Annotated in this window: 18 protein-coding genes; 9 read left to right on the top strand and 9 right to left on the bottom strand. The window is 38.0% G+C overall.

Annotated features, from left to right (window positions below):
* Nucleotides 1–271 precede the first annotated feature (271 nt).
* Nucleotides 272–1,171, top strand: coding sequence for a DUF6268 family outer membrane beta-barrel protein (locus ASG38_RS02870; protein WP_056067383.1), 900 nt, complete (start codon nucleotides 272–274; stop codon nucleotides 1,169–1,171).
* Nucleotide 1,172: 1 nt separating this feature from the next.
* On the opposite strand, the gene ASG38_RS02865 is transcribed toward ASG38_RS02870, so the two are convergent.
* From ASG38_RS02865 to ASG38_RS02840, 6 genes are all read right to left on the bottom strand, one after another.
* The gene (locus ASG38_RS02865) at nucleotides 1,173–1,913 is read right to left on the bottom strand and encodes a LytTR family DNA-binding domain-containing protein (RefSeq protein WP_056067380.1); all 741 of its coding nucleotides are present in this window, start codon (nucleotides 1,911–1,913) and stop codon (nucleotides 1,173–1,175) included.
* Between the two features lie 7 nt (nucleotides 1,914–1,920).
* Nucleotides 1,921–2,964 carry a sensor histidine kinase gene (locus tag ASG38_RS02860; protein WP_056067379.1) on the bottom strand — a complete coding sequence of 348 codons (1,044 nt, stop codon included), beginning with the start codon at nucleotides 2,962–2,964 and terminating at the stop codon, nucleotides 1,921–1,923.
* A 142-nt stretch (nucleotides 2,965–3,106) separates the two neighbouring features.
* Nucleotides 3,107–4,066, bottom strand: a complete 960-nt coding sequence (locus ASG38_RS02855; RefSeq protein ID WP_056066916.1) for an L-histidine N(alpha)-methyltransferase — start codon at nucleotides 4,064–4,066, stop codon at nucleotides 3,107–3,109.
* 6 nt (nucleotides 4,067–4,072) lie between these two features.
* On the bottom strand, nucleotides 4,073–5,218 hold the full coding sequence (gene egtB / locus ASG38_RS02850) for an ergothioneine biosynthesis protein EgtB (RefSeq protein WP_056066913.1): 1,146 nt from the start codon (nucleotides 5,216–5,218) through the stop codon (nucleotides 4,073–4,075).
* A gap of 414 nt (nucleotides 5,219–5,632) precedes the next feature.
* Nucleotides 5,633–6,118, bottom strand: coding sequence for a DUF6646 family protein (locus ASG38_RS02845; protein WP_056066910.1), 486 nt, complete (start codon nucleotides 6,116–6,118; stop codon nucleotides 5,633–5,635).
* Nucleotides 6,119–6,169: 51 nt separating this feature from the next.
* On the bottom strand, nucleotides 6,170–6,898 hold the full coding sequence (locus ASG38_RS02840; RefSeq protein WP_056066907.1) for a metallophosphoesterase family protein: 729 nt from the start codon (nucleotides 6,896–6,898) through the stop codon (nucleotides 6,170–6,172).
* Between the two features lie 130 nt (nucleotides 6,899–7,028).
* Here ASG38_RS02840 and ASG38_RS02835 point away from each other — a divergent pair, with 130 nt between their 5' ends.
* Nucleotides 7,029–9,422 (top strand): DUF5686 family protein, encoded by a 2,394-nt coding sequence (locus ASG38_RS02835; protein ID WP_056066904.1) that lies wholly within the window; start codon nucleotides 7,029–7,031, stop codon nucleotides 9,420–9,422.
* Here ASG38_RS02835 and ASG38_RS02830 read toward each other — a convergent pair.
* From ASG38_RS02830 to ASG38_RS02820, 3 genes are all read right to left on the bottom strand, one after another.
* Nucleotides 9,411–10,571: an ATP-binding protein gene (locus tag ASG38_RS02830; protein ID WP_056066900.1), complete on the bottom strand. Its 1,161-nt coding sequence runs from the start codon at nucleotides 10,569–10,571 to the stop codon at nucleotides 9,411–9,413. The two genes, ASG38_RS02835 and ASG38_RS02830, sit on opposite strands and share 12 nt — an antisense overlap.
* 62 nt (nucleotides 10,572–10,633) lie before the next feature.
* Nucleotides 10,634–11,386 (bottom strand): SDR family NAD(P)-dependent oxidoreductase, encoded by a 753-nt coding sequence (locus ASG38_RS02825; RefSeq protein ID WP_056066897.1) that lies wholly within the window; start codon nucleotides 11,384–11,386, stop codon nucleotides 10,634–10,636.
* A 47-nt stretch (nucleotides 11,387–11,433) separates the two neighbouring features.
* Nucleotides 11,434–12,306, bottom strand: a complete 873-nt coding sequence (locus ASG38_RS02820; protein WP_056066894.1) for an aldo/keto reductase family oxidoreductase — start codon at nucleotides 12,304–12,306, stop codon at nucleotides 11,434–11,436.
* A gap of 168 nt (nucleotides 12,307–12,474) precedes the next feature.
* Between ASG38_RS02820 and ASG38_RS02815 the strand changes: the two genes are divergently transcribed.
* The 7 genes from ASG38_RS02815 to ASG38_RS02785 all read left to right on the top strand — a co-directional run bounded on the left by ASG38_RS02815 (nucleotide 12,475) and on the right by ASG38_RS02785 (nucleotide 20,734).
* Nucleotides 12,475–13,479 carry a MoxR family ATPase gene (locus ASG38_RS02815; RefSeq protein WP_056066891.1) on the top strand — a complete coding sequence of 335 codons (1,005 nt, stop codon included), beginning with the start codon at nucleotides 12,475–12,477 and terminating at the stop codon, nucleotides 13,477–13,479.
* Between the two features lie 127 nt (nucleotides 13,480–13,606).
* On the top strand, nucleotides 13,607–14,476 hold the full coding sequence (locus ASG38_RS02810) for a DUF58 domain-containing protein (RefSeq protein ID WP_056066888.1): 870 nt from the start codon (nucleotides 13,607–13,609) through the stop codon (nucleotides 14,474–14,476).
* Nucleotides 14,477–14,515: 39 nt separating this feature from the next.
* Nucleotides 14,516–16,126, top strand: coding sequence for a hypothetical protein (locus ASG38_RS02805; RefSeq protein ID WP_056066884.1), 1,611 nt, complete (start codon nucleotides 14,516–14,518; stop codon nucleotides 16,124–16,126).
* Nucleotide 16,127: 1 nt separating this feature from the next.
* Complete coding sequence (locus tag ASG38_RS02800) at nucleotides 16,128–17,126, top strand: VWA domain-containing protein (protein ID WP_056066883.1); 999 nt, start codon at nucleotides 16,128–16,130, stop codon at nucleotides 17,124–17,126.
* A 6-nt stretch (nucleotides 17,127–17,132) separates the two neighbouring features.
* Nucleotides 17,133–18,173: a VWA domain-containing protein gene (locus tag ASG38_RS02795; protein WP_056066881.1), complete on the top strand. Its 1,041-nt coding sequence runs from the start codon at nucleotides 17,133–17,135 to the stop codon at nucleotides 18,171–18,173.
* A 1-nt stretch (nucleotide 18,174) separates the two neighbouring features.
* Nucleotides 18,175–18,960: a tetratricopeptide repeat protein gene (locus tag ASG38_RS02790; protein ID WP_056066879.1), complete on the top strand. Its 786-nt coding sequence runs from the start codon at nucleotides 18,175–18,177 to the stop codon at nucleotides 18,958–18,960.
* Between the two features lie 13 nt (nucleotides 18,961–18,973).
* Nucleotides 18,974–20,734, top strand: coding sequence for a BatD family protein (locus tag ASG38_RS02785; RefSeq protein ID WP_056066876.1), 1,761 nt, complete (start codon nucleotides 18,974–18,976; stop codon nucleotides 20,732–20,734).
* Nucleotides 20,735–20,768: the final 34 nt, after the last annotated feature.

Raw genomic sequence — 20,768 nt, 5'->3', positions numbered from 1 at the left:
GGGACTTTTTGTTTAAAGTTAATTGATTATCCGAAGTTTATACCAAACCAACTCCAATTGCTTAGCGGCTCTGCGCCTTTGCGAGCAACTATTTCACGCAAAGGCGCAGAGCCGCAAAGTTCCTGGATAATGGAAATTTGGTGTAAACTCCCCGATAATCATTTTACATTTCCCGGAATAAAAACCTTTCGTCAAAACAGCCAAGCTATTCGTCAAATGAATTTCATGATGTATGGCTGAACTGCGTACTTCGTGCAAAAATAAATTTGACATGAAGAAACTGGTTTTTTATTGGGTACTATTTTTTGCTTCAATTGCAGGCAAAGCACAAACAGGCATTTCAGGACAAGTCAAGGCAGATTATGTGCCTTTTTCTAATTATATACGCCCTATTGATAGTGTAAAGACAGATTCCAAGAGTGATTTTAAAAGAGTACAAGCCGCTCTGGAAATACCGCTCTCTCTTAAAATGGTTGATGAGAATAAGCCGAAATTGTGGTCGCTGTATCTTCAGGGAAGCTATGCTGCTATGGAAAACAAATATTATGACGAGAAATTGTTTCCTGCGGAATTGTTGAATGCCCAGATAGGATTGAAACATATCCGGCCTATTGGAGGCAAGTGGTCCATGATGGCAACCTTGTCTGTGGGTATCTATACCGATTTGGAACAGATTACTATTGACGATGTTTTGCTTCAGGGAGGAGTGCTTTTTATCAAAAATTTCAAGCCTAATTTGGCATTTGGATTTGGCCCGGTATTGACCAATGCATTTGGTGTTCCTATGGTTTTGCCCGGAATTTATTTCAATTGGGAAACTCAAACAGCATTGCATTTTAAGATAGCATTTCCTGAAGGTGCCGAAATAGGCTATAGATTCACACCGAATTTTGACTTAAAAGCAGTGGTAGAATTGGATGGTATGACAGCCGAAGTTTCTCGGGATGGAAAATCAAAACTGTTAGGCTATCAGCAAATCATTGCAGGAATACGCCCCCAATCTAAATTAGGCGAACATTGGACAATTGATTTTACGGCTGGCTCTACGCTCACACGCTCTTTTCAGACAAATGACAGAAAGCTTAGCGATATTTTTAAAGAAAAGGATATGGCCAATCCAAAGTTTTCGACTACGTTTTATGGTGCGGTAGCTTTAAAATGGAAGTTTTAGATTATCGGCTTAACAGGTTTTTATAAACTACCTCTTTCAGGAGTGCCTCTCTGCGTGTTCTTGAAATAGGTAGTTGCTGCCCGTTAATAGAAAGACGGCCGCCTGCTATAGAATCGATATGGTCGATATTTACCAAAAAGGATTTATGAATCCTGAAAAACTTTTCTTTAGGAAGCGTTTCTTCCAGCGAAATCATAGTCTGATGGATAATCAGGACTTGATTTTTGAAATGCAACTTGGCATAGTTCTGCATTCCTTCGATATAAAGAATATCCATCCAGGATATTTTTTGGAAACCTTCACCCTGGCGGATATATAGAAAAGGGTCAGCCGGAACCTGCTGTTTTGCAGAAGCGGTTAAAGAAAACAGTTGCTGAGCTTTTAAAGATGCCTGATAAAATCGTTGAAATGTGATAGGTTTCAGCAGATAGTCTACTATTTGAAGACGATATCCTTCCAAAGCATGTTCAGAATAGGCTGTCGTAAAAATTACCATTTGTGGGCGTTCCAGAGAATCTAAAAATTCCAGACCCGAGAGATAAGGCATGTTAATATCCAGAAACAGTAAATCGACCAGCCCTTTTTGGACGTATTCTGAAGCTTCGAGAGCCGAAGCACAGGAACCGATAACTTCCAAAAAATCTATTTTTTCAATAAAATCGATAATGCTATGCCGCGCCAATGGCTCATCATCAATAACGAGACAATGAATCATCACTTTAGAAGACTGGTCCGCATTCATATTCATATCAATTGAGTGCTAAATTAAGAATAATTGTATAGGTATCTTTCGTTTTCTCAATAGATAAATCATAACGACATGGATATTGGATATCAAGCCTCTTGCGCACATTTTCCAATCCAAGTCCATGATCATTAGATGATGGTTTATACTGTTCAGTATATGAATTTTTTATTTTTAGCATGAGATCATTTCCTTCCTGTCTGCACAACAGATTTACGTAACCATTTTCATGAGGAAGCCTTGAAACGTGTTTAAAAGCATTTTCTACTAATGGCATCAACAGTAATGGTGTAATTTGTAGGCTGCCGTTTTGGATTTCCCATCGGCAATCCACATCCAATTCATTTCCCCAACGTACTTGCTCAATACCGACAAGATCTTTCAGATATTTGATTTCCGCATCCAGCATTACATATTCACGATTGGACTGATACAATTGGTAACGCAGAATATCCGAAAATTTGATAAGCAACTCAGAAGCAAGAGGCACATTGCGTTGCATGAGAATATGAATGTGATTGAGCACATTAAACATCAGGTGCGGATTGATCTGATCCTGCAATATCTTGATTTGGGCTTCCAGGTGATTTTGCTTTAATAGGGCGTGCTTTTTTTCCATTATGCCATGCTCCTGATAAAAACGCAGGCCGCAGGCTGTACCATTTACTAATAAAGCCGCCGGAATCGCGGTGTAAAAACGGAACCAGAAATGTTCTAAAACAGGTAATTTGGATTGAGGATAAATACCCCGTATTTCATAACTTGAAAACACGACAGATATCAGTGCGAGGCATCCGGCCAGAAGGAATACCATAAAAACAAACTGAGCTCCAAAAAAGCCCATCCTGTTTTTGTTCAAAGCTTTAGGTAGCAAAACATCGCTTAGCGTATGAGCAATAGTAATGGAAAATACTAAGAAAAGCAGTGCCTGGTAGACAGCATGTAAGAAATTAAAATCCTGGATCATCTGTGACCAGATGGCAAAACCTAAGGCACACCAAAATACACTTATAAATAGCCAATGCTTGTATTGAGAATTTTTTTTCATGAGAAAAGGCAAAGATAATCTTGCTTCGTTAAATTTTCGAATATACAAAGAAGGAAAGATTATTGCTTTTTTTGAAAAATATTTGACCAACTGTATCTACAGATTGACTAAAAGCAGATGTGGCAGTAAAAAACATCCGGTTTTACTTCTCCCACAAACTATCCGTAAAATACTGTTTGCCATCTAAAAAATTTTCAACAACCTTAAAATTCAACTGATTTGCCAAATCCTCAATTTCTGCAAAACTGTATTTTTTAGAAAGTTCTGTCCAAATGGTTTCGTTTTTTTCAAAACTAAACGATGTGTTTAGTACCCGACTGTAAAATTGCTGTTGGATTAAGCTGTACAGATAACTATTGACTTCGCCATTTTCAGGATTATAATGGCAGTAAAAATCAAATTGATCTATGGCAATATCTGCATCCAGTTCCTTGTTAATTCTATGAAGCAGGTTCATATTGAATGCTTTGGTAATTCCATGCGGGTCGTCATAGGCAGCCTGTATAACTCTGGGGTCTTTTTGCAAATCAATACCTAGCAATAATTTATCACCCTTTTTCATTCCGGACGAAAATTTTTGAAGTAAATCAAATACATCTTCCTTTTTATAATTACCAATATTGCCTCCCAGAAAAAGAAACAGGTTTGGAGTGTCATCTTTTGCTATATCTTCAAGCACATCAAAATAATCGCCAATTTTCGATTCCATTTTGAGTTTTGGCAAGGCAGAGAGCAGGTCTTCTTCCAGAATTAATATGGCTTCTTCAGATATGTCAATAGGCATATAGGTGAAATCTGCATCTTTATTCAGGAAAGTCTTTAATAACTGCTTTGTTTTTGTGCCGTCACCCGAACCAAACTCCACAATATTGAAATTTCCCTTAAAAGCAATCTTGTCCAAAATGGTATCCGATTGCCAGGACAGGATTTCCAACTCGCAATTGGTAGGGTAGTACTCGGGCATTTTCATGATTTGCCGGAATATCTGACTTCCGTTATCATCATAAAAATATTTAGAGGACAAGTGTTTCTTTTTTGAAGTCAATCCTTCAAGGACATCTTCCGCAAAAGCGGTATAATGGATGGGTTGTGCAGTATTCATAAGCAATTATTTTGCGAGACGAATGCCGTTGAACTGCCAGCGTTCATGGGCATGAAAAAAGTTTCTGTATGTTTTTCGGTCATGCTGTGGCGGCGTGGCACAGGAAGCGCCACGGAGTACCATCTGATTGACCATGAATTTTCCGTTATATTCTCCGATAGCGCCTTCGGGTTTTTTAAAATTCGGATAGGGCAGGTAAGCGCTATTTGTCCATTCCCAACGCTTTCCCCAATTGAATTTGTCGGCAGCAGCTTCCCATTCGAATTCGGTTGGCAGTCGCATTTTTTTCCAGGCTGCAAAAGCAACAGCTTCATAAAAGCTGATGTGTGTCAGGATAGCTTCTGGATTTAATTTTTCCAATCCGCCTAAAGTGTAATTGTGCCATTCTCCATCAATCTTATGCCAGTATAAGGGTGCCTCAATTTTGTTTTCGGTAACCCAGGACCAGCCTTCATCCAGCCAGTAATCAAAATTCTTATAGCCGCCATTAGAAATGAATTCCAGATATTCCGCATTGGTCACCAGCGATTTTGAAATTTCAAAATCATGCAGGTATACTTTATGTCTTCCATGTTCATTGTCAAATGAAAATCCTTCCCCTTCAAATCCTATTTCATAAATACCTTCTTCGAGTTTTACAAACCCGGTTTCTTCATTTTCCTGTTTTTCCCAATCAATATTTTCGTCATATACGGGGAAAATAGGATTGTTTCCAAGAATATATTTAATGTCGGTAATAAGCAGTTCCTGATGTTGCTGCTCATGATTCAATCCCAACTCAATTAAGTCTTTCAATTCTTCCGATTTAAGCTGTAACAGTATTTGCATATGCATATCTACATAAGAACGGTATTCAAATACTTCATGAACACCCGGACGGGTAATGTTTCCCCTATCCGCTCTAAAAACACGTTTGCCTACAAAATTGTAGTAGCTGTTGAATAAGAAGCTAAAATCGTCATCGAACAGTTTATAATCCGGAAGATGTTCGTTTAAGACGAACTGTTCAAAAAACCATGTAGTATGTGCCAGATGCCATTTTGGAGGACTTACAAAATCAGCAGGCTGCGGTACAAAATCTTCTGTAGTCAGTGCATTACAGAGGTGTTCAGTGTGTTTTCTAATGGAATTGTATCGGTCTGAAAGTGTCATTTTTTTGGTGAGTTTGTATACCTAATTTACAAATAATGTTTTATAGCTTCTTTCAAACCGGCTGATTTTAACCTATTTATAACATTGCTAAAAAAAATAAATAAACCAGGCAACCTTTTTAAAAGTTTTGCATCTATATAGAAATTGCTATAGAAAAAGATTCCATTGTAACGGCATAGAAACCCGGAAACTATATTTGACAGCAACTGCGAAAACTATCAATCTTTTGCTTCAGGTTTGGTTATGATTACTGCAGCTGCATGTCACGTTATTCCGAAAGTGTGACTGTCGCGTTACAACCGGAATAAAAAAAGTCCCGATATTACCGGGACTTTTTCTTTTTGCGGAAATAGGAAAACAAAAAATCCGATTCTTTTTAGGAACCGGATTTTGAATATGCTGTTTATTTTATAATTATAGATTGAACGAAGCGCCAATATGGAAAACAAACTGATTGTTCAGGCGGTCATATCCAAACACATCACTTTTATATTTTGCAATTGGAACGCTAAATTCTGTAAATAAACCGAAACCTTGCGAGAAGAAATAACGTCCGCCTAAATGGGCGCCAAAATTTCTTAAGCCTAAATCCAGACCCGGATAGATATCTACATTTTCTGGCAAGCCCATCACATTTCCGATGTTTGCATTAAAACGCGCTTTCAAATCGAAACGGTCTTCAAATTTAGAGCCGTCGCCATCAACGCCCAACAGATATGTGGTGTATCCACCAATAGACATGTTTTCACCAATTCCATAGTCATAAGTAGCCATGATTCCTGTTGCATGATCCTGAAAGTTGGCACCTACCTGAAACTTCTTGTCGCCTTTTCCGCTAAAAGCCTGTGCGTTTCCAAGAAAAGCACTTAAAAGCAAACCAATTGTTATAATTTTCTTCATGATTAAAAATTTTATGCAAATATACTCGAATTTTATAATTTTTTAAACAAATTAATTTCGACCACTTTCTTCAGGATATAACAAGTAAACCGGATCGCTTTGCCAATATTCTTTTGTTTGAATATCCAGAATAGTCAAAGGGCCTTTAAAAGCAGCTCCTGTATCAACATTCCAGATGTTTGCCTTATTCACAGGAACGGTTTCTCCAATTCGGGTTACCGGTGTATGTCCAATAAAAATTTCAGTGTAAAGATTGAATCTTTTTGGATAAAAAGGACTGTTTTTTTCAATAGAACTGTCAAGTGAAAGTGCATTTTCCCACAAGGTGCGTTCCCAATAAAACATTTTTGGGAAATACTCATAACTAACCCCGTTGAGGTTGGTAAACCCGGCATGAACAAACAAACGATTATGCTCGTCCAGATGGTAATTTTCTAAAGTTTTAAGAAAATCAATATGAGCCTGTTTTTTTTCCTGAGACAGTATGCCATATTTTTCCATAGTCAGGCGACCGCCATGATTGAACCATTGCGGGTTGTCCTTTTTTACTTCCAACCATTGCAACAGCAGGTCGTCATGGTTTCCTCTTAAAAAAATGCAATTATGGGTGGTTTTCAGAGCAATTAAAAAATCAATTACTTCCGGAGATTCGCTCCAGCCGTCAACATAATCCCCAAGGAAAATCAAGGTATCATTAGTGGTTACGTCGGCTCTTTTAAAAATCTGGTGCAGGGCTTTTAATCCGCCATGGATATCTCCAATGATTAAAGTTCTGTTCATTCTATAAAGTATTGTTTTCAAATATCATAAAAAACTATTGATTATATAAAAGAATAATTCACATTTAGCGTTTAATTAGGATTGAAAAAGAAAATATTTGATTTAAAATTCTGACTTTTTAAAAACTACTATGCAAAAAATTTACCCCCAACTGGCCTTTTTATTCTTAATGGGGCCGGTTTTGTATGCACAGAACACAATTAAAGGAAAAATTATTGATTCAGAAACCAAAGAACCTCTTGCCTTTGCTACGGTTGTCATTAATGGAGATAATAGACAAGGTGTGTCTTCTGATATTGAAGGTACCTTTGTCTATAAAAGCACTTCGCCTATTTCCAGCGTCAGTTGTAGTTATATGGGATATGAAAATTTTTCCACTCCCATTTTAAAAAAGGACAGCGAAATAGTAATTGCTATGGTCCGTTCCAAATTTGATTTAAACGAAGTGGTTATAGAATCAGGAGAGAATCCTGCCAATGCCATAATTCGGAAAGTAATTGCCAATAAAGAACTTAATAATCCGGAAAACATCAATTCTTTTAAATACCGGTGTTATAACAAGCTAATTTATGATTACAGATCGGATTCGCCCGATAAAAAAGACAGTTTGCTCATCCGGCAAAAACTAAAGGGAAGCCGGCTTTTTATGATGGAATCTGTAACAAACCGAAAATTCATAAAACCCGATATTAGCGAAGAAGTCGTAATTGGTACCAAAGTCTCGGGATTTGAAAATCCGACCTTTGCTTCACTGGCAACCGATTTTCAGCCATTTTCTTTTTATAAAGACAACATCAGACTGTTCAATATCAATTACCTGAATCCAATTAGTAAGGGTAGTTTAAAGAAATATAAGTTTCGCATTGAAGATACAATCTACCAACAAAAAGACACGGTATACATCCTTTCATTCCGACCTCAGGCGAATAAAAATTTTGACGGACTAAAAGGGTTCCTGTACATCAATACCAACAAATATGCAGTACAAAATGTTATCGCATCACCTTTCGAAAAAGGAAAAATTGATATCAGAATACAACAGCAGTATGCTTTTATAGATAATAAATACTGGTTTCCGCAGCAGCTTAACTATGCTTTGATTTTTAATGAATTTCCAACCAAAACTATCGGAATGATTCTGGATGGTAAGAGTTATATAGATCAGGTAGAAGTCGATATACCGCTGAATAAAAAAGAATTTTCATTAGAAGCTGTCCGTATGGATTCTGAAGCAGCAAAAAAAGACAGCCTTTTTTGGGATAATTCCCGTGCCGAAAAACTAAACAATGCCGAAATGACTACCTACAAGGTCATTGACAGTATTGGAAAGAAAGCGAATTTTGACGGCTTTTTGACATTTATGGAGAAATTTGCACAAGGACGAATTCCTGCCGGTCCAATCGATATTGATTTGTCAAAAACGTTTAGCTACAACAAATACGAAAAATTAAGGCTGGGAACCGGTTTTTATACCAATGAAAAGCTCTTCAAAGATTTGACTTTGAGCGGCTTTTTGGGTTATGGAATGGAGGACCATGACTGGAAATATGGAGGGGAAATACTATATAGGATTTCTAAAGAAAACGAGATGGTAGTTGGAGCAAAATACCAGCAAAACCTGATGGAAACAGGGAATTATGGTTTGAATACGTATGAGCCCAGCCTTTATAATTTCAGAAATTATATTGGTTACCAATATGACATGATCAGGCAGAATAATCTGAATTTTAGCTTCAGGACGCTACGCTATTTAAAATTCAAAGTCGATTTCAATCATACCAAAACTACACCCAGGTATGAATATCTTTTCAACGATGGAAATCGGGATTTTCGAAATTATACAACGACAGACCTCACATTCCACCTAAGATTTGCTTACAAGGAAAAATTTGTAAATAGCATGAACCAGCGCTATTCTATGGGAACAAAATATCCTGTCTTTAATCTGGCCTACACTAAAGGAATCAAAAACTTAATCGATAGTGATTTTGATTATAACAGGATAGAAGCCAGTGTCCAGCAGTCCTTTTTTACAAAGAATTTCGGACAGACAGACTATCGCTTAGAAGCCGGTTTTATTGACAAGCCGTTGCCATATGGACTTTTATTTACAGGTGAAGGAAGTTATGATAGCAAATCGGCTATTATTATGAAAAACACCTTTCAAACGCTACGTCCGTATGAGTTTTTATCAGACAGCTATGTGAACTTATTTCTTTCACACAATTTTGGCGGGTTACTGTTCAAATCAGGAAAGTTTCAACCGGGTGTGACCTGGCATAATAATTTTGGTTGGGGAAATCTGTCAGATAAAAGCGCACATCAGGTAATTGCTTTCAAGACAAAAGATAAGATTTTTACAGAAACAGGTTTACAGATAGATAATATTTTAAAAATCAACTATATGAATATTGCTAATCTGGGTCTTGGATTTGGTGTGTATTATAGATATGGGGCCTATTCACATCCTGAGTTTAATGACAACCTGACTTTTAAATTTTCGATGGCCATGTCAATCAAGTGATGTATCATATTTCATCTTACGCAAAATGCGCATTGCTTCCTTAAAGTTGACATAAACAGTCGGATTCTCGAAACTTTTCAGCAAAGGTTTTGCATCTATCAGTTTTTGTTTTGCCTCTTCAAAACCGTTGAGGTAGCAAATCATGAATGTTGAAGGAAGATTTTCCAGGTCTTTTTTTTCTCTTTCAGAAAGTGTAAGTCCTTTGTCGAGTTTGGCAAGCAGCGATTGGTTGGAATTATAGATATGGAAAAGCATTTTTCTATTGTATTGTGGCGGTTCAAACAAAAATTGCGTTTCGATTTTATAGTAGCCGTTGTCATAAAAGGAAATGGTCTGTTTTTCTAACGGATAATAACTGGTCTTATCGTTTAGTCCCAGTGGAAGGTATTCTGTTATTGAAAAAGTATGGTTGTCGTATTCAATGGAAACTTCATCCAATGCCGAATAAAAGAGCTTCACCTGTTCGTTCACGAGTTCGATGTCAACACGGGAAAGATAGGTCATGTCCTTGACCTTTTTTTTATGTCCGGCCCAGCAAACCACAAATAATTCTTTGAATACTTTATATTTTGGAGACATGTCCTTATGCCGGTTGTTCATGAAATCAATAACGCCTTCCAGAGTATGTTCAATGCTGTTGCGGGAGTTGTTTTCAATACTGATAACGGTTTCCACATTTTGGTAGTTTCGGCCACTATCATTTGGAATTTCATCAACAGGAACAGAATTGCTTCCAATGCGTATGAATATCGATTTTGCAGGAATAGTATGGATTCCTTTTTTAAAAAAGGAAACTTTTTTACTCGGTTTGATTGTTACTAATCCAATAACCTTGTCTTTTGGAAGATTTGGAAAAGGCACATTTTCATACTGGATTTTAGGGGGATTCTCCAGAAAGGCATTGACGAGATTCTGGATTCGGCTGTCGTCAAAAAAATCATCACCTATAATTTCATTATCGTGGTCTTCAATGCCCACAACAATATAGGAATTGTTGGCAGGATTGGAATTTGACAAGGCGCAAATATGTTTTAAAAATTTGGCCTTTCCTTCCCGGGTGTGGAGGTTCAGTTGGCGCTTTTTGTCATAAAAGCTGCTTTCGTCATTATGAGCGAGGAGATTTTTTATGAGCAGGCGCTTATTGATCATGGAGTGAATGTTAAAAGGCCGGGTTTTTAGTTCTTCGAACCAAAAACCCGGCCATCATCAATTTAGAGTATGCGGTTTACTATTGTAGAGGAAGCCTGCGCCGTCGACATTACCATCAGGTCGGCAATGTTGACATGGTAGGGTCTCGTAATTACAAATCGTATAATATCGGCTATGTCTTCCGGTTTTAAAGGTTCAAAACCTTTGTAAACATTGGAAGCTCTTTCAGCATCGCCTTTGAAACGTACCTGTGAAAATTCCGTCTCAACCATGCCCGGATGAATGCCTCCAACCCGTATGCCGTATTGGTTGAGGTCCATTCGCATGCCCTGGTTAATAGCATCAACAGCGTGTTTTGTAGCGCAATAGACATTTCCATTCGGATAAACTTCTTTTGCGGCTGTGGAGCCAATGTTGATAATGTGGCCGTTTCTCCTCTCAACCATTTTCGGAATAACGGCATGTGAAACATATAAAAGACCTTTGATATTGATGTCTACCATAGCATCCCAATCTTCCAGATCGCCATTTTGAATAGGGTCCAAACCGTGCGCATTTCCGGCATTGTTAATGAGGATATCGATTTCGGCAAATTCTTTTGGCAGTGAATCGATAGATTCCTGTACGGCTTTTTTCTTTCTTACGTCAAAATTAAGCGTATGTACTTTGGTGCGGTGTTCGAGCTCGAGCTGTAATTCAGCCAAACGGTCCTCGCGTCTTCCACAAAGAATCAACTTAAAATTATGTTTTGCTAATTCAATCGCTGTAGCTCTTCCTATACCGCTGGTAGCGCCTGTTATTAATACTGTTTTCATTAATTTCCTGTCAGAATTTATAATTCATCCTAAATAGTTTAGTCTTTTTAAGGCACTTTGTTTCCCATACTTTCTGTCCAGATGGCAAACCATTCTTCGTTTTCCAGTTTGAATTCGGTTGCCTTATAAAGTTGCTGGATTCTGGAAACATTCACGGTTCCTGCAATTGGGATAACTTTTGCCGGATGCTGTAATACCCATGACAATAAAATGGTGTCTGAACCTACATGATATTTTCCAACCAATTCTGCCAAAAGTGTTTTTAAACGTCGCGTTTGGTCGGTTTTTTCTCTGAAAACCGTTCCAAGCGGATTCCACGCCATAGGGCGTATGTTATGCACCTGCATATGGTCAAAGCTTCCGTCGGTCATAGCCTTAAAGTCGGTTGCAGAAAATTGTACCTGGTTGTAACTCACTTCTGTTTTTGAAAGTATCAGGTCGGTTTGTGAAGGCGTAAAATTAGACAGCCCGAAATCAAGGATTTTTCCTTCCGATTTTAATTTTTCTACGGCTTCTGCAATTTCATTGGCATTCATAAGCGGACTCGGACGATGCAGCAGGAAAACATCCAGATAATCAGTATGGAGGTTTTTCAGCGAGTTTTCTACAGACCAGATAATATAGTCTTTCGAATAGTCATAATGTTTGATTTTGTTATTCCTGTTTCCAAGAACATGCTGTATGCCGCATTTTGAAATCAGCTGTATTTTTCTTCGGTCGATCTTGCTTTCGGACAAAGCTTTTCCAAATTCGGCTTCGGTCGTGTAGCCTCCATAAATATCGGCATGATCGAAAGTGGTGATTTTATTTTCAGAGCAAACGTGTATCAGGTTCGCCATTTCGGAAGTTGTGAGATTTTTATCCCAGACTCCCCAGCTCATAGTTCCCGCAATAATGGGAGATAATGTTGTTTTCACGATGATAAGTTTTGAGATTTTAAATTTATGAAAACAAAATCATAAATCATCCTTAAAACCAAGGCATTCAAACATATTTTAACGTAACGTTAACAACTTGCATTTAAATAAATTTTCAATTTGCACTGTTAAAATTAAATACTAATTTCACGGCTTTTTAAATATTAGATTATGGAAGAAAATGCTACTGCATTAGACATTAGGGCAATTAATGAAAAAATAGAAAGAGAAAGTGCTTTTATCGACTTGCTGATGATGGAAATGAATAAAGTCATTGTAGGTCAGAAACACATGGTGGAGCGATTATTGATTGGACTTTTGGGACAAGGGCATATTTTGCTGGAAGGTGTTCCCGGATTGGCAAAAACATTAGCAATTAATACACTGTCGCAGGCAGTTCAAGGTTCTTTCAGCCGTATACAGTTTACTCCGGATTTACTTCCTGCCGATGTGGTAGGAACCATGATCTATAATATTAAAGACAATGCTTTTTCAATCAAGAAAGGACCAATCTTCGCTAATTTCGTTTTGGCAGATGAGATTAACCGTGCCCCTGCAAAAGTACAGTCGGCATTGCTTGAAGCCATGCAGGAAAAGCAGGTAACTATTGGAGATACGACTTTCAAATTAGATAAGCCATTTTTAGTATTGGCTACACAAAACCCGGTAGAACAGGAAGGAACCTATCCGTTACCAGAAGCTCAGGTTGACCGTTTTATGTTGAAAACAGTTATCGACTATCCAAAAATCGATGAAGAAAGAATGGTCATCCGCCAGAACCTGAAAGGCTCTTATGAAAAAGTAAATCCTGTAGTTTCTACAGACCAGATTCTTCGCGCTCAGGAAGCAGTTCGTGAAGTATATATGGATGAAAAAATTGAAAAATACATTCTGGATATCATTTTCGCAACCCGTTATCCGGAAAAATACAAACTGGAAAACCTGAAACCATTAATCAGTTTTGGTGCATCGCCTCGTGGAAGTATCAATTTGGCGAATGCAGCTAAATGTTATGCCTTTATCAAACGCAGAGGTTATGTAATTCCTGAAGACGTGCGTGCTGTTGTTCACGATGTACTTCGCCATAGAATTGGAATTACGTATGAAGCAGAAGCAGAAAACGTAACTTCTGTAGACATCATAAACAAAATCGTAAACGAAGTTGAAGTACCTTAGTAAGTTGATAGTTGACAGTGAATAGTTGATAGTTTATCGATAGTTCAAACTAACTATCCACTAAAGACTATCCACTATCCACTAAAAAGACTATCCGCTAAAAATTGTCCACTATCAACTAAAAAAAATGGATACAAAGGAATTACTCAAGAAAGTACGGAAGATAGAAATCAAGACCCGAAGATTGAGCGATCATATTTTTTCGGGTGAATATCACACATCGTTCAAAGGACGCGGGATGACTTTTAGTGAAGTCCGCCAGTATCAGTTTGGAGACGATGTGCGTGCAATTGACTGGAACGTTACGGCAAGATATAATGAACCTTACATTAAAGTTTTTGAAGAAGAACGCGAGCTGACCATGATGCTTATGGTTGACGTCAGCGGTTCGGAAAGCTTTGGAACACAAAATGGCTTCAAGAAAGATATCGTTACTGAAATTGCGGCAACAATGGCCTTTTCAGCAACACAGAATAATGACAAAATTGGTTTGATTTTATTTTCGGATGAAATAGAACTGTATATTCCGCCTAAAAAAGGAAGGTCGCACGTATTGAGAATTATCCGGGAACTGATAGAGTTCAAGCCTAAAAGCCATAAGACGAATATTTCTCAGGCATTGCGGTTTTTGTCCGGAGTCATGAAAAAGAAAGCCATCGTTTTTGTGATTTCTGATTTTATGACAGACGATAATTATGAGCATACGCTAAAAATTGCAGGAAAAAAACACGACCTTACCGGTATTCGTGTCTATGATGTAAGGGAAGAAAAAATGCCAAACATAGGAATGGTCAATATGCTGGATGCCGAAACAGGCGAAACTCTATTGGTCAACACGGGCTCAAAAGCGGTACGTCTGGAATATGAAAAATACTATCAGGAAAAAATGAAATTTTTTAAGGAAACGTTTAGCAGATGTGGTTCGGGAACGGTAAATACCAGAGTAGATGAAAGCTACGTGACGAAACTATTGGGCTATTTTAAATCGAGAGGATAATCTTTTTTCCCCCTTTCATGATTAAGATTAGGAACTAAAATGAAGAACAACACGCTTTACATACTATTTTTTTTATTCATCGGAACCTTTGCCTTTGGGCAGCAGAAACGGGTAACTACAGCCGTTGATTCGACCAAAATAAAAATAGGGGCACAAATCAATCTTACGTTAAAAACTTCAGTAGACACATTGTCAAATGTGGTATTTCCGGAAAGCACTAATTTCGGACAGTTAGAAGTTCTGGAATCCTATCCAACTGATACCGTGAAACAAAAAGACCGCTATCTGCTTACAAAAAGATATGGACTTACCCAGTTTGATTCCGGAAAATACATGATACCGAGCCTTAAAGTACTCATCAACGACAAACCCTACTCAACAGATTCAATTTTTGTTAACGTTGCCGGAGTCAAGGTCGATACATTGAAACAAAAAATGTACGACATCAAAGGAATAGCAGAAGTTAAGGAATCTATGGGTAATTGGTGGAAATACCTTCTGGGACTCTTGCTTTTGGGCGGAATCGGATACCTGATTTATTACTTTTCCAAAAAATATAAAAAGAAAGAAAAGCCGGAAGAGGTTGTATATGCAACACCAATAGAAAAAGCGGTAACACTTCTTAAAAATCTGGAACAGAAAGGACTTTGGCAAAAAGGAGAAGTTAAGAACTATTATTCAGAATTGACAGATATTACCAGAACCTATATTGAAGAAGAAATTCAGGTTCCGGCAATGGAAAGCACCACTTCCGAAGTTATTACAGGTTTGAGAAATGCCGCTGTCCGTAAAAAGATGAAAATTTCACAGGAAACCGTTGACAATCTGGAGCGTGTTCTGCGTCAGGCAGATTTGGTGAAATTTGCCAAATCAAAACCGCTTGATTTCGAAATAGCGGAAGACCGTGCAAAAATAGAAAAGACAATTTTCACATTGCACAAGGCTATACCTGAAGTTGAGGAAGAAGACGAAGAACTGTTATTACTCGACGCGCAGAAAAAAGAACTGCTGCTAAAGAAAAAACGCAAACGCAAAATTGCAATTGCCACATTTGCAGGAGCATTTTTGGTGGTAGGAACGTTAACCTATTTCATTACGACCAGAGGGTTGGATGCTATTTTAGGCAACCCTACAAAAGAATTATATGAAGGCGAATGGATTAAGAGTGACTACGGAAATCCGGCTGTGACCATTGAAACACCGAAAGTATTGAAAAGAACAAAACTTCCGGGCGGCAATAAAGACATGGGCATAAAAGAAAGCCAGGCATTTGCTTATGGGACTGTTTTTGATGAGGTGATGGTGAATATTTCTACTACATCATTTAAGGATACTTTGAGCCGACCGCTGGAAAAAGTAGTTGAAAAGGAAATCAAGTCGTTTGAAAAACAATACAAAGCAAAAGATGTTTTTGTAAAGCAGGACCAGTTCGATACCAAAGAAGGTATTTCCGGAATAAAAGCCTACGGAACTATGGTCGTTTTTAAAGAAGACAGTGATAAAGGAATCAAAATTGGATATGAAATTATGGTATTCGGACAAGAAGGAGGCCTTCAGGAAATTATTATTACCTATCGTGATAATGACGAATACGGTTCCAAAATTTCAGATAGGATAGTAAACTCGGTCGAACTTAAAAAAGTAAACTAAGATGAAAAATGTTACCTTTTTAAATCCTGAGTTTTTCTGGCTGTTTGTTCTCATTCCGATTGCTATTGCATGGCAAATATGGAAAGGAAAGAAACAGGCTTCACTAAAAGTAAGCTCGCTAAAAGGATTCAAGGCGAAACCATCAATTTGGTCAAAATTAAAACCGCTATTATTTGTTTTCAGGATTCTTGCCTTAGGTTTTCTGATTGTTGCCATGGCAAGACCGCAAACCGTAGATATTAGTAATAAGACCAACATAACCAACGGAATTGATATTGTAATGTCTATTGACGTTTCGGGAAGTATGTTAACGCGTGATTTGAAGCCAAACCGTTTGGAAGCTTTGAAAAGGGTGGCCTCAGAATTCGTAGAAGCCCGTCCAAACGACAGAATAGGTCTGGTTGTCTATGCAGCAGAAAGCTATACCAAAACGCCGGTAACCAGTGACAAGGCAGTCGTGTTGGATGCTTTGAACAGTGTAAAGTATGATAACCTTTTGCAGGACGGAACAGGAATTGGTATGGGATTGGCAACAGCCGTAAACCGATTGAAAGACAGCAAGGCAAAAAGTAAAGTAATTATATTGCTTACGGACGGAGTCAACAATTCCGGGTTTATCGATCCGAGAATGGCTTCCGAAATAGCAAAAGAATACGGCATAAAAGTATATACGATTGGTATAGGAACAACCGGAATGGCAGAATCTCCTTATGCCATAGCTCCAAATGGAGATTTTGTTTACCGAATGATGCAGGTGGAAATTGATGAGCAGTTGATGAAAGAAATTGCAAGAAATACCGATGGAAAATATTTCAGGGCAAAAAATAACCAGAGCCTGAAAGCTATATATGATGAAATCAATAAGCTGGAAACCACAGAAATTGAAGAACAGAAATTCTATAATTACGATGAAAGGTTCAGACCTTTTGCTATAGCAGCAGGCATACTTTTATTGTTAGAAGTTTTATTGAAAAATACGGTTTTTAGAAGCTTTATTTAAGAAATTATGTACGACGAATTAGACGAAAAAAAATATTTATATCTCCTGATAGTCATACCAATTCTGGTACTGATTTTCCTTTTCAATCTTTATTGGAAAAGAAAAAAACAGAAAGAATTTGGTGACCTGAAATTGGTGAAAAAACTAACTCCGGAAAAATCGGTTTTCAAATCGACCCTGAAAATTACGGTCTTTCTTTTGGCGTTGGCCTGCCTCATTTTAGGTCTGGTTAATCCTAAATTGGGAACCAAGGTCGAAACCGTAAAAAGAGAAGGTATTGATATTGTTTTTGCTATTGACGTTTCAAAATCAATGCTGGCAGAAGATGTAGCGCCAAACCGTCTGGAAAAAACCAAGCAGATTGTTTCGCAGATTATCAATCAGTTGGGGAGTGACAGAATCGGAATTGTAGCCTATGCGGGCAGTGCTTTTCCGGTATTGCCAATTACGACAGATTACAGTGTGGCCAAAATGTTCCTGCAAAGCATGAATCCGGGAATGGTGTCATCACAAGGTACTTCGCTTGATGAAGCCATACACCTGTCGTCTAGTTTTTTCAGCCAGGACAGTAAGGTGAGCAAGCTGGTTATCATGATTTCTGATGGGGAAGACCATTCCGAAGGAATTGAAGAAGCAACAGAAGAAGCCAATAAAAACGGATTGAAAATCATAACTATTGGAGTAGGTACCGAAAAAGGCGGACCCATACCGTTAAAAAGAAATGGTGTGGTAGAAAGCTTCCAGCGCGACCAAAACGGAGAAGTTGTAGTCACCAAGCTGAATGAGACTACTTTGAAAGAAATTGCCAAAATTACCAAAGGAGGTTATGTGAACGGAAACAATACAAAAGAAGTGGTCGATTATGTGAAACACGCCTTGGAAAATATTGAAAAAAGCGAATTCGAAACCAAGCAGTTTGCCAATTACCAATCGCAGTTTCAGTGGCTTTTAGGAATAGCATTCTTTTTGTTTTTTATTGATATCTTCTTTTTAGAGAAAAAGACAAACTGGGTGAAAAAGATGAACTTATTTAATGAAAAGGAATAATATGAGACAGCTATTGATATATACGCTTCTACTTTTTTCCTTTGCAGCAATCGCACAGGAAAAAGATAAAGACAAGAATCTGCCAAGAGGAAATAAAGAGTTTAAAGAAAAAAACTATGTCGATGCTGAAGCCGAATACAGAATTTCATTATCCAAATCGCCAACCAAGGCAATAGCATCTTATAATTTAGGAAATACGATTTATAAGCAAAAACAGCCAAGTGAAGCAAAACTGGCTTATGTCAATACTATAGAAAATGCCAAGACCAAAGCCGAAAAGCACAAAGCTTTTCATAATTTGGGAAACATTTTTATGACAGAAAAAAAATATTCAGATGCTGTTGAAGCCTATAAAAATGCACTGAGAAACAATCCGGCTGATGAACAGACCCGTTACAATTATGCCTTAGCTAAAGAATATCTGAAAAACAATCCGGAGCCGCCTAAAGACGATAAGAAGAAAGACAAAGACAAGAAAGAAAAAGATAAGGATAAGAAAAACGAGAAAGACGACAAAAAAGAAGGAGACAAGGGCGACGATAAGAAAGAGAATAAAGACAAGGGCGACGATAAAAAGGATAAGCAGGACGGCAAAAATGGTGAAGGAAAGAATGATAAGGATTCTGACCAGAAAGGCCAGCCTAAACCACAACCGGGTAACAGTCCGTCAAAGCAGCGAATTGAAAACCTGCTCGATGCAGTAAACAATGAAGAAAAGAAAATTCAGGAAAAGGTCAATGCCAAAAAAGTAAAAGGCAAGCCGGTTCAAACAGAAAAAGACTGGTAAGATGTTGATTGCGATGAGAAAATATATAGCAGCACTAATTTTAATCTGTTTCCAGGGTCTTTCTGCCCAGGTACAATTTGAGGCAAAAGTCAGTAAACAGACACTCGGACTTAACGAAAGGCTCCGTATTGATTTCATCATGAATGAAGACGGCGATAACTTTACGCCGCCTTCTTTTGAAGGTTTCCGTGTGGTTGGTGGTCCAAGCCAGCAAGTGAGCCAGACCTGGATTAATGGGAGGGCAACTTTTAATAAATCCTATATTTATATACTGCTTCCGCAACAAAGAGGAACGCTCACCATCAAGCAGGCAACAATAGAAATTAAAGGGCAGACCTACAAAACGGCACCCATTAAAATAAACGTAACGGCACCTATTGATGAGTCTAAGGACCCTAGCAGTCCGGACTATGTGCCAAGCGGTGGAATCCATCTTATTGCTGAAATATCGAATACAAACCCGTATCTAAACCAGCCAATTACAGTTGTCTATAAGCTGTATGTGAGCAATAATGTCAGCGTTAGGAACTGGAAAGAAATCGATAGCCCGAAATTCAATGATTTCTGGAGCCAGAATATCGATATCAAAAATCTTGTAGTCGAAAACGGAAAATATAATGGTGAAGACTACCGTTATGTGGTGCTTAGAAAAACGGTGCTATATCCTCAAAAATCGGGGAAACTAACCATAGAACCGCTTTCTTTGGACATTGTGGTTGACCAGCCTACCAACAGAAGAGATATTTTTGGAAGAGTCCAGTTTGTTACAGGCAATAAAACGGTTTCTGCGGGAAGTAAGGTTATCAATGTAAAAGCTTTGCCTGAAGCAGGAAAACCACAGGACTTTACCGGCGCCGTAGGAAAATTCAATTTTGTTGTCAAGCCTTCCAAAACGGAGTTAAGACATGGTGAATCATTGGATTTGGATATCAGTGTTTCCGGTAACGGGAACCTGAAACTGTTTACCTTGCCAAAACCAATTGTGCCAAGTGCTTTGGAAATGTATGACCCGGTACATAGTGAGCAGGTTACAACACCACTTTCCGGAATGCAGGGAAAAATTGCGGATAAATACACCATTATTCCGCAATATCAGGGCAATTATACCATTAAGGGACTAACATTCTCGTATTTTGACCTGTCTACAAAAACATACAAAACAATAACTTCAAATGATATTGTTATTAAGGTTTTGGATGGACCGACTTCATCGGATTCTTCTGTAGCTGCCACTCCGGGAGCTACAACAAACAAACAGGCAGTAAAAAGTACGAATCAGTTCCGGTTTATTGCGCTGAAAACGCAATTGCATTCTACCCATAAAGAGGATTTCTTCGGTTCAGGGTTGTTTTATACGTTGCTATTCCTGCCTTTCCTCTTTATCCCTATAATTATTTTGGCTAAGAAGAAAAAAGAAGCAATTGATAGTGATGTTGTTGGAAATAAGAGAAAGATGTCTAACAGGCTGGCTAAAAAATACCTTTCGGAAGCTAAAAAACAAATCAATAATAAAGAGCCGTTTTATATCGCCCTTGAAAAAGCATTGCACAATTTCCTGAAAGCCAAATTACATATCGAGACTTCAGAAATGAGCAAAGACAAGATTCGTGAAATTCTTTTGGACAGAAATGCAAGGCCGGAAACGATAAATGATTTTATAAACCTTACGGAGAACTGTGAGTTTGCCAGATATGCGCCTTATTCCAGTGTAGCCATCCAGCAGGATTTTGATAAGGCCGTAACCGTAATTTCCGAACTGGAAAAACAAATCTAACAATTGATAATTCATTATAGAATTGAAAATTGAA

This window comes from Flavobacterium sp. Leaf359, from assembly GCF_001423985.1.
Taxonomy (GTDB): domain Bacteria; phylum Bacteroidota; class Bacteroidia; order Flavobacteriales; family Flavobacteriaceae; genus Flavobacterium; species Flavobacterium lindanitolerans.
Note: the sequence above shows the minus strand (reverse complement) of the source record. Positions and strands in the feature narration are given on the sequence as shown.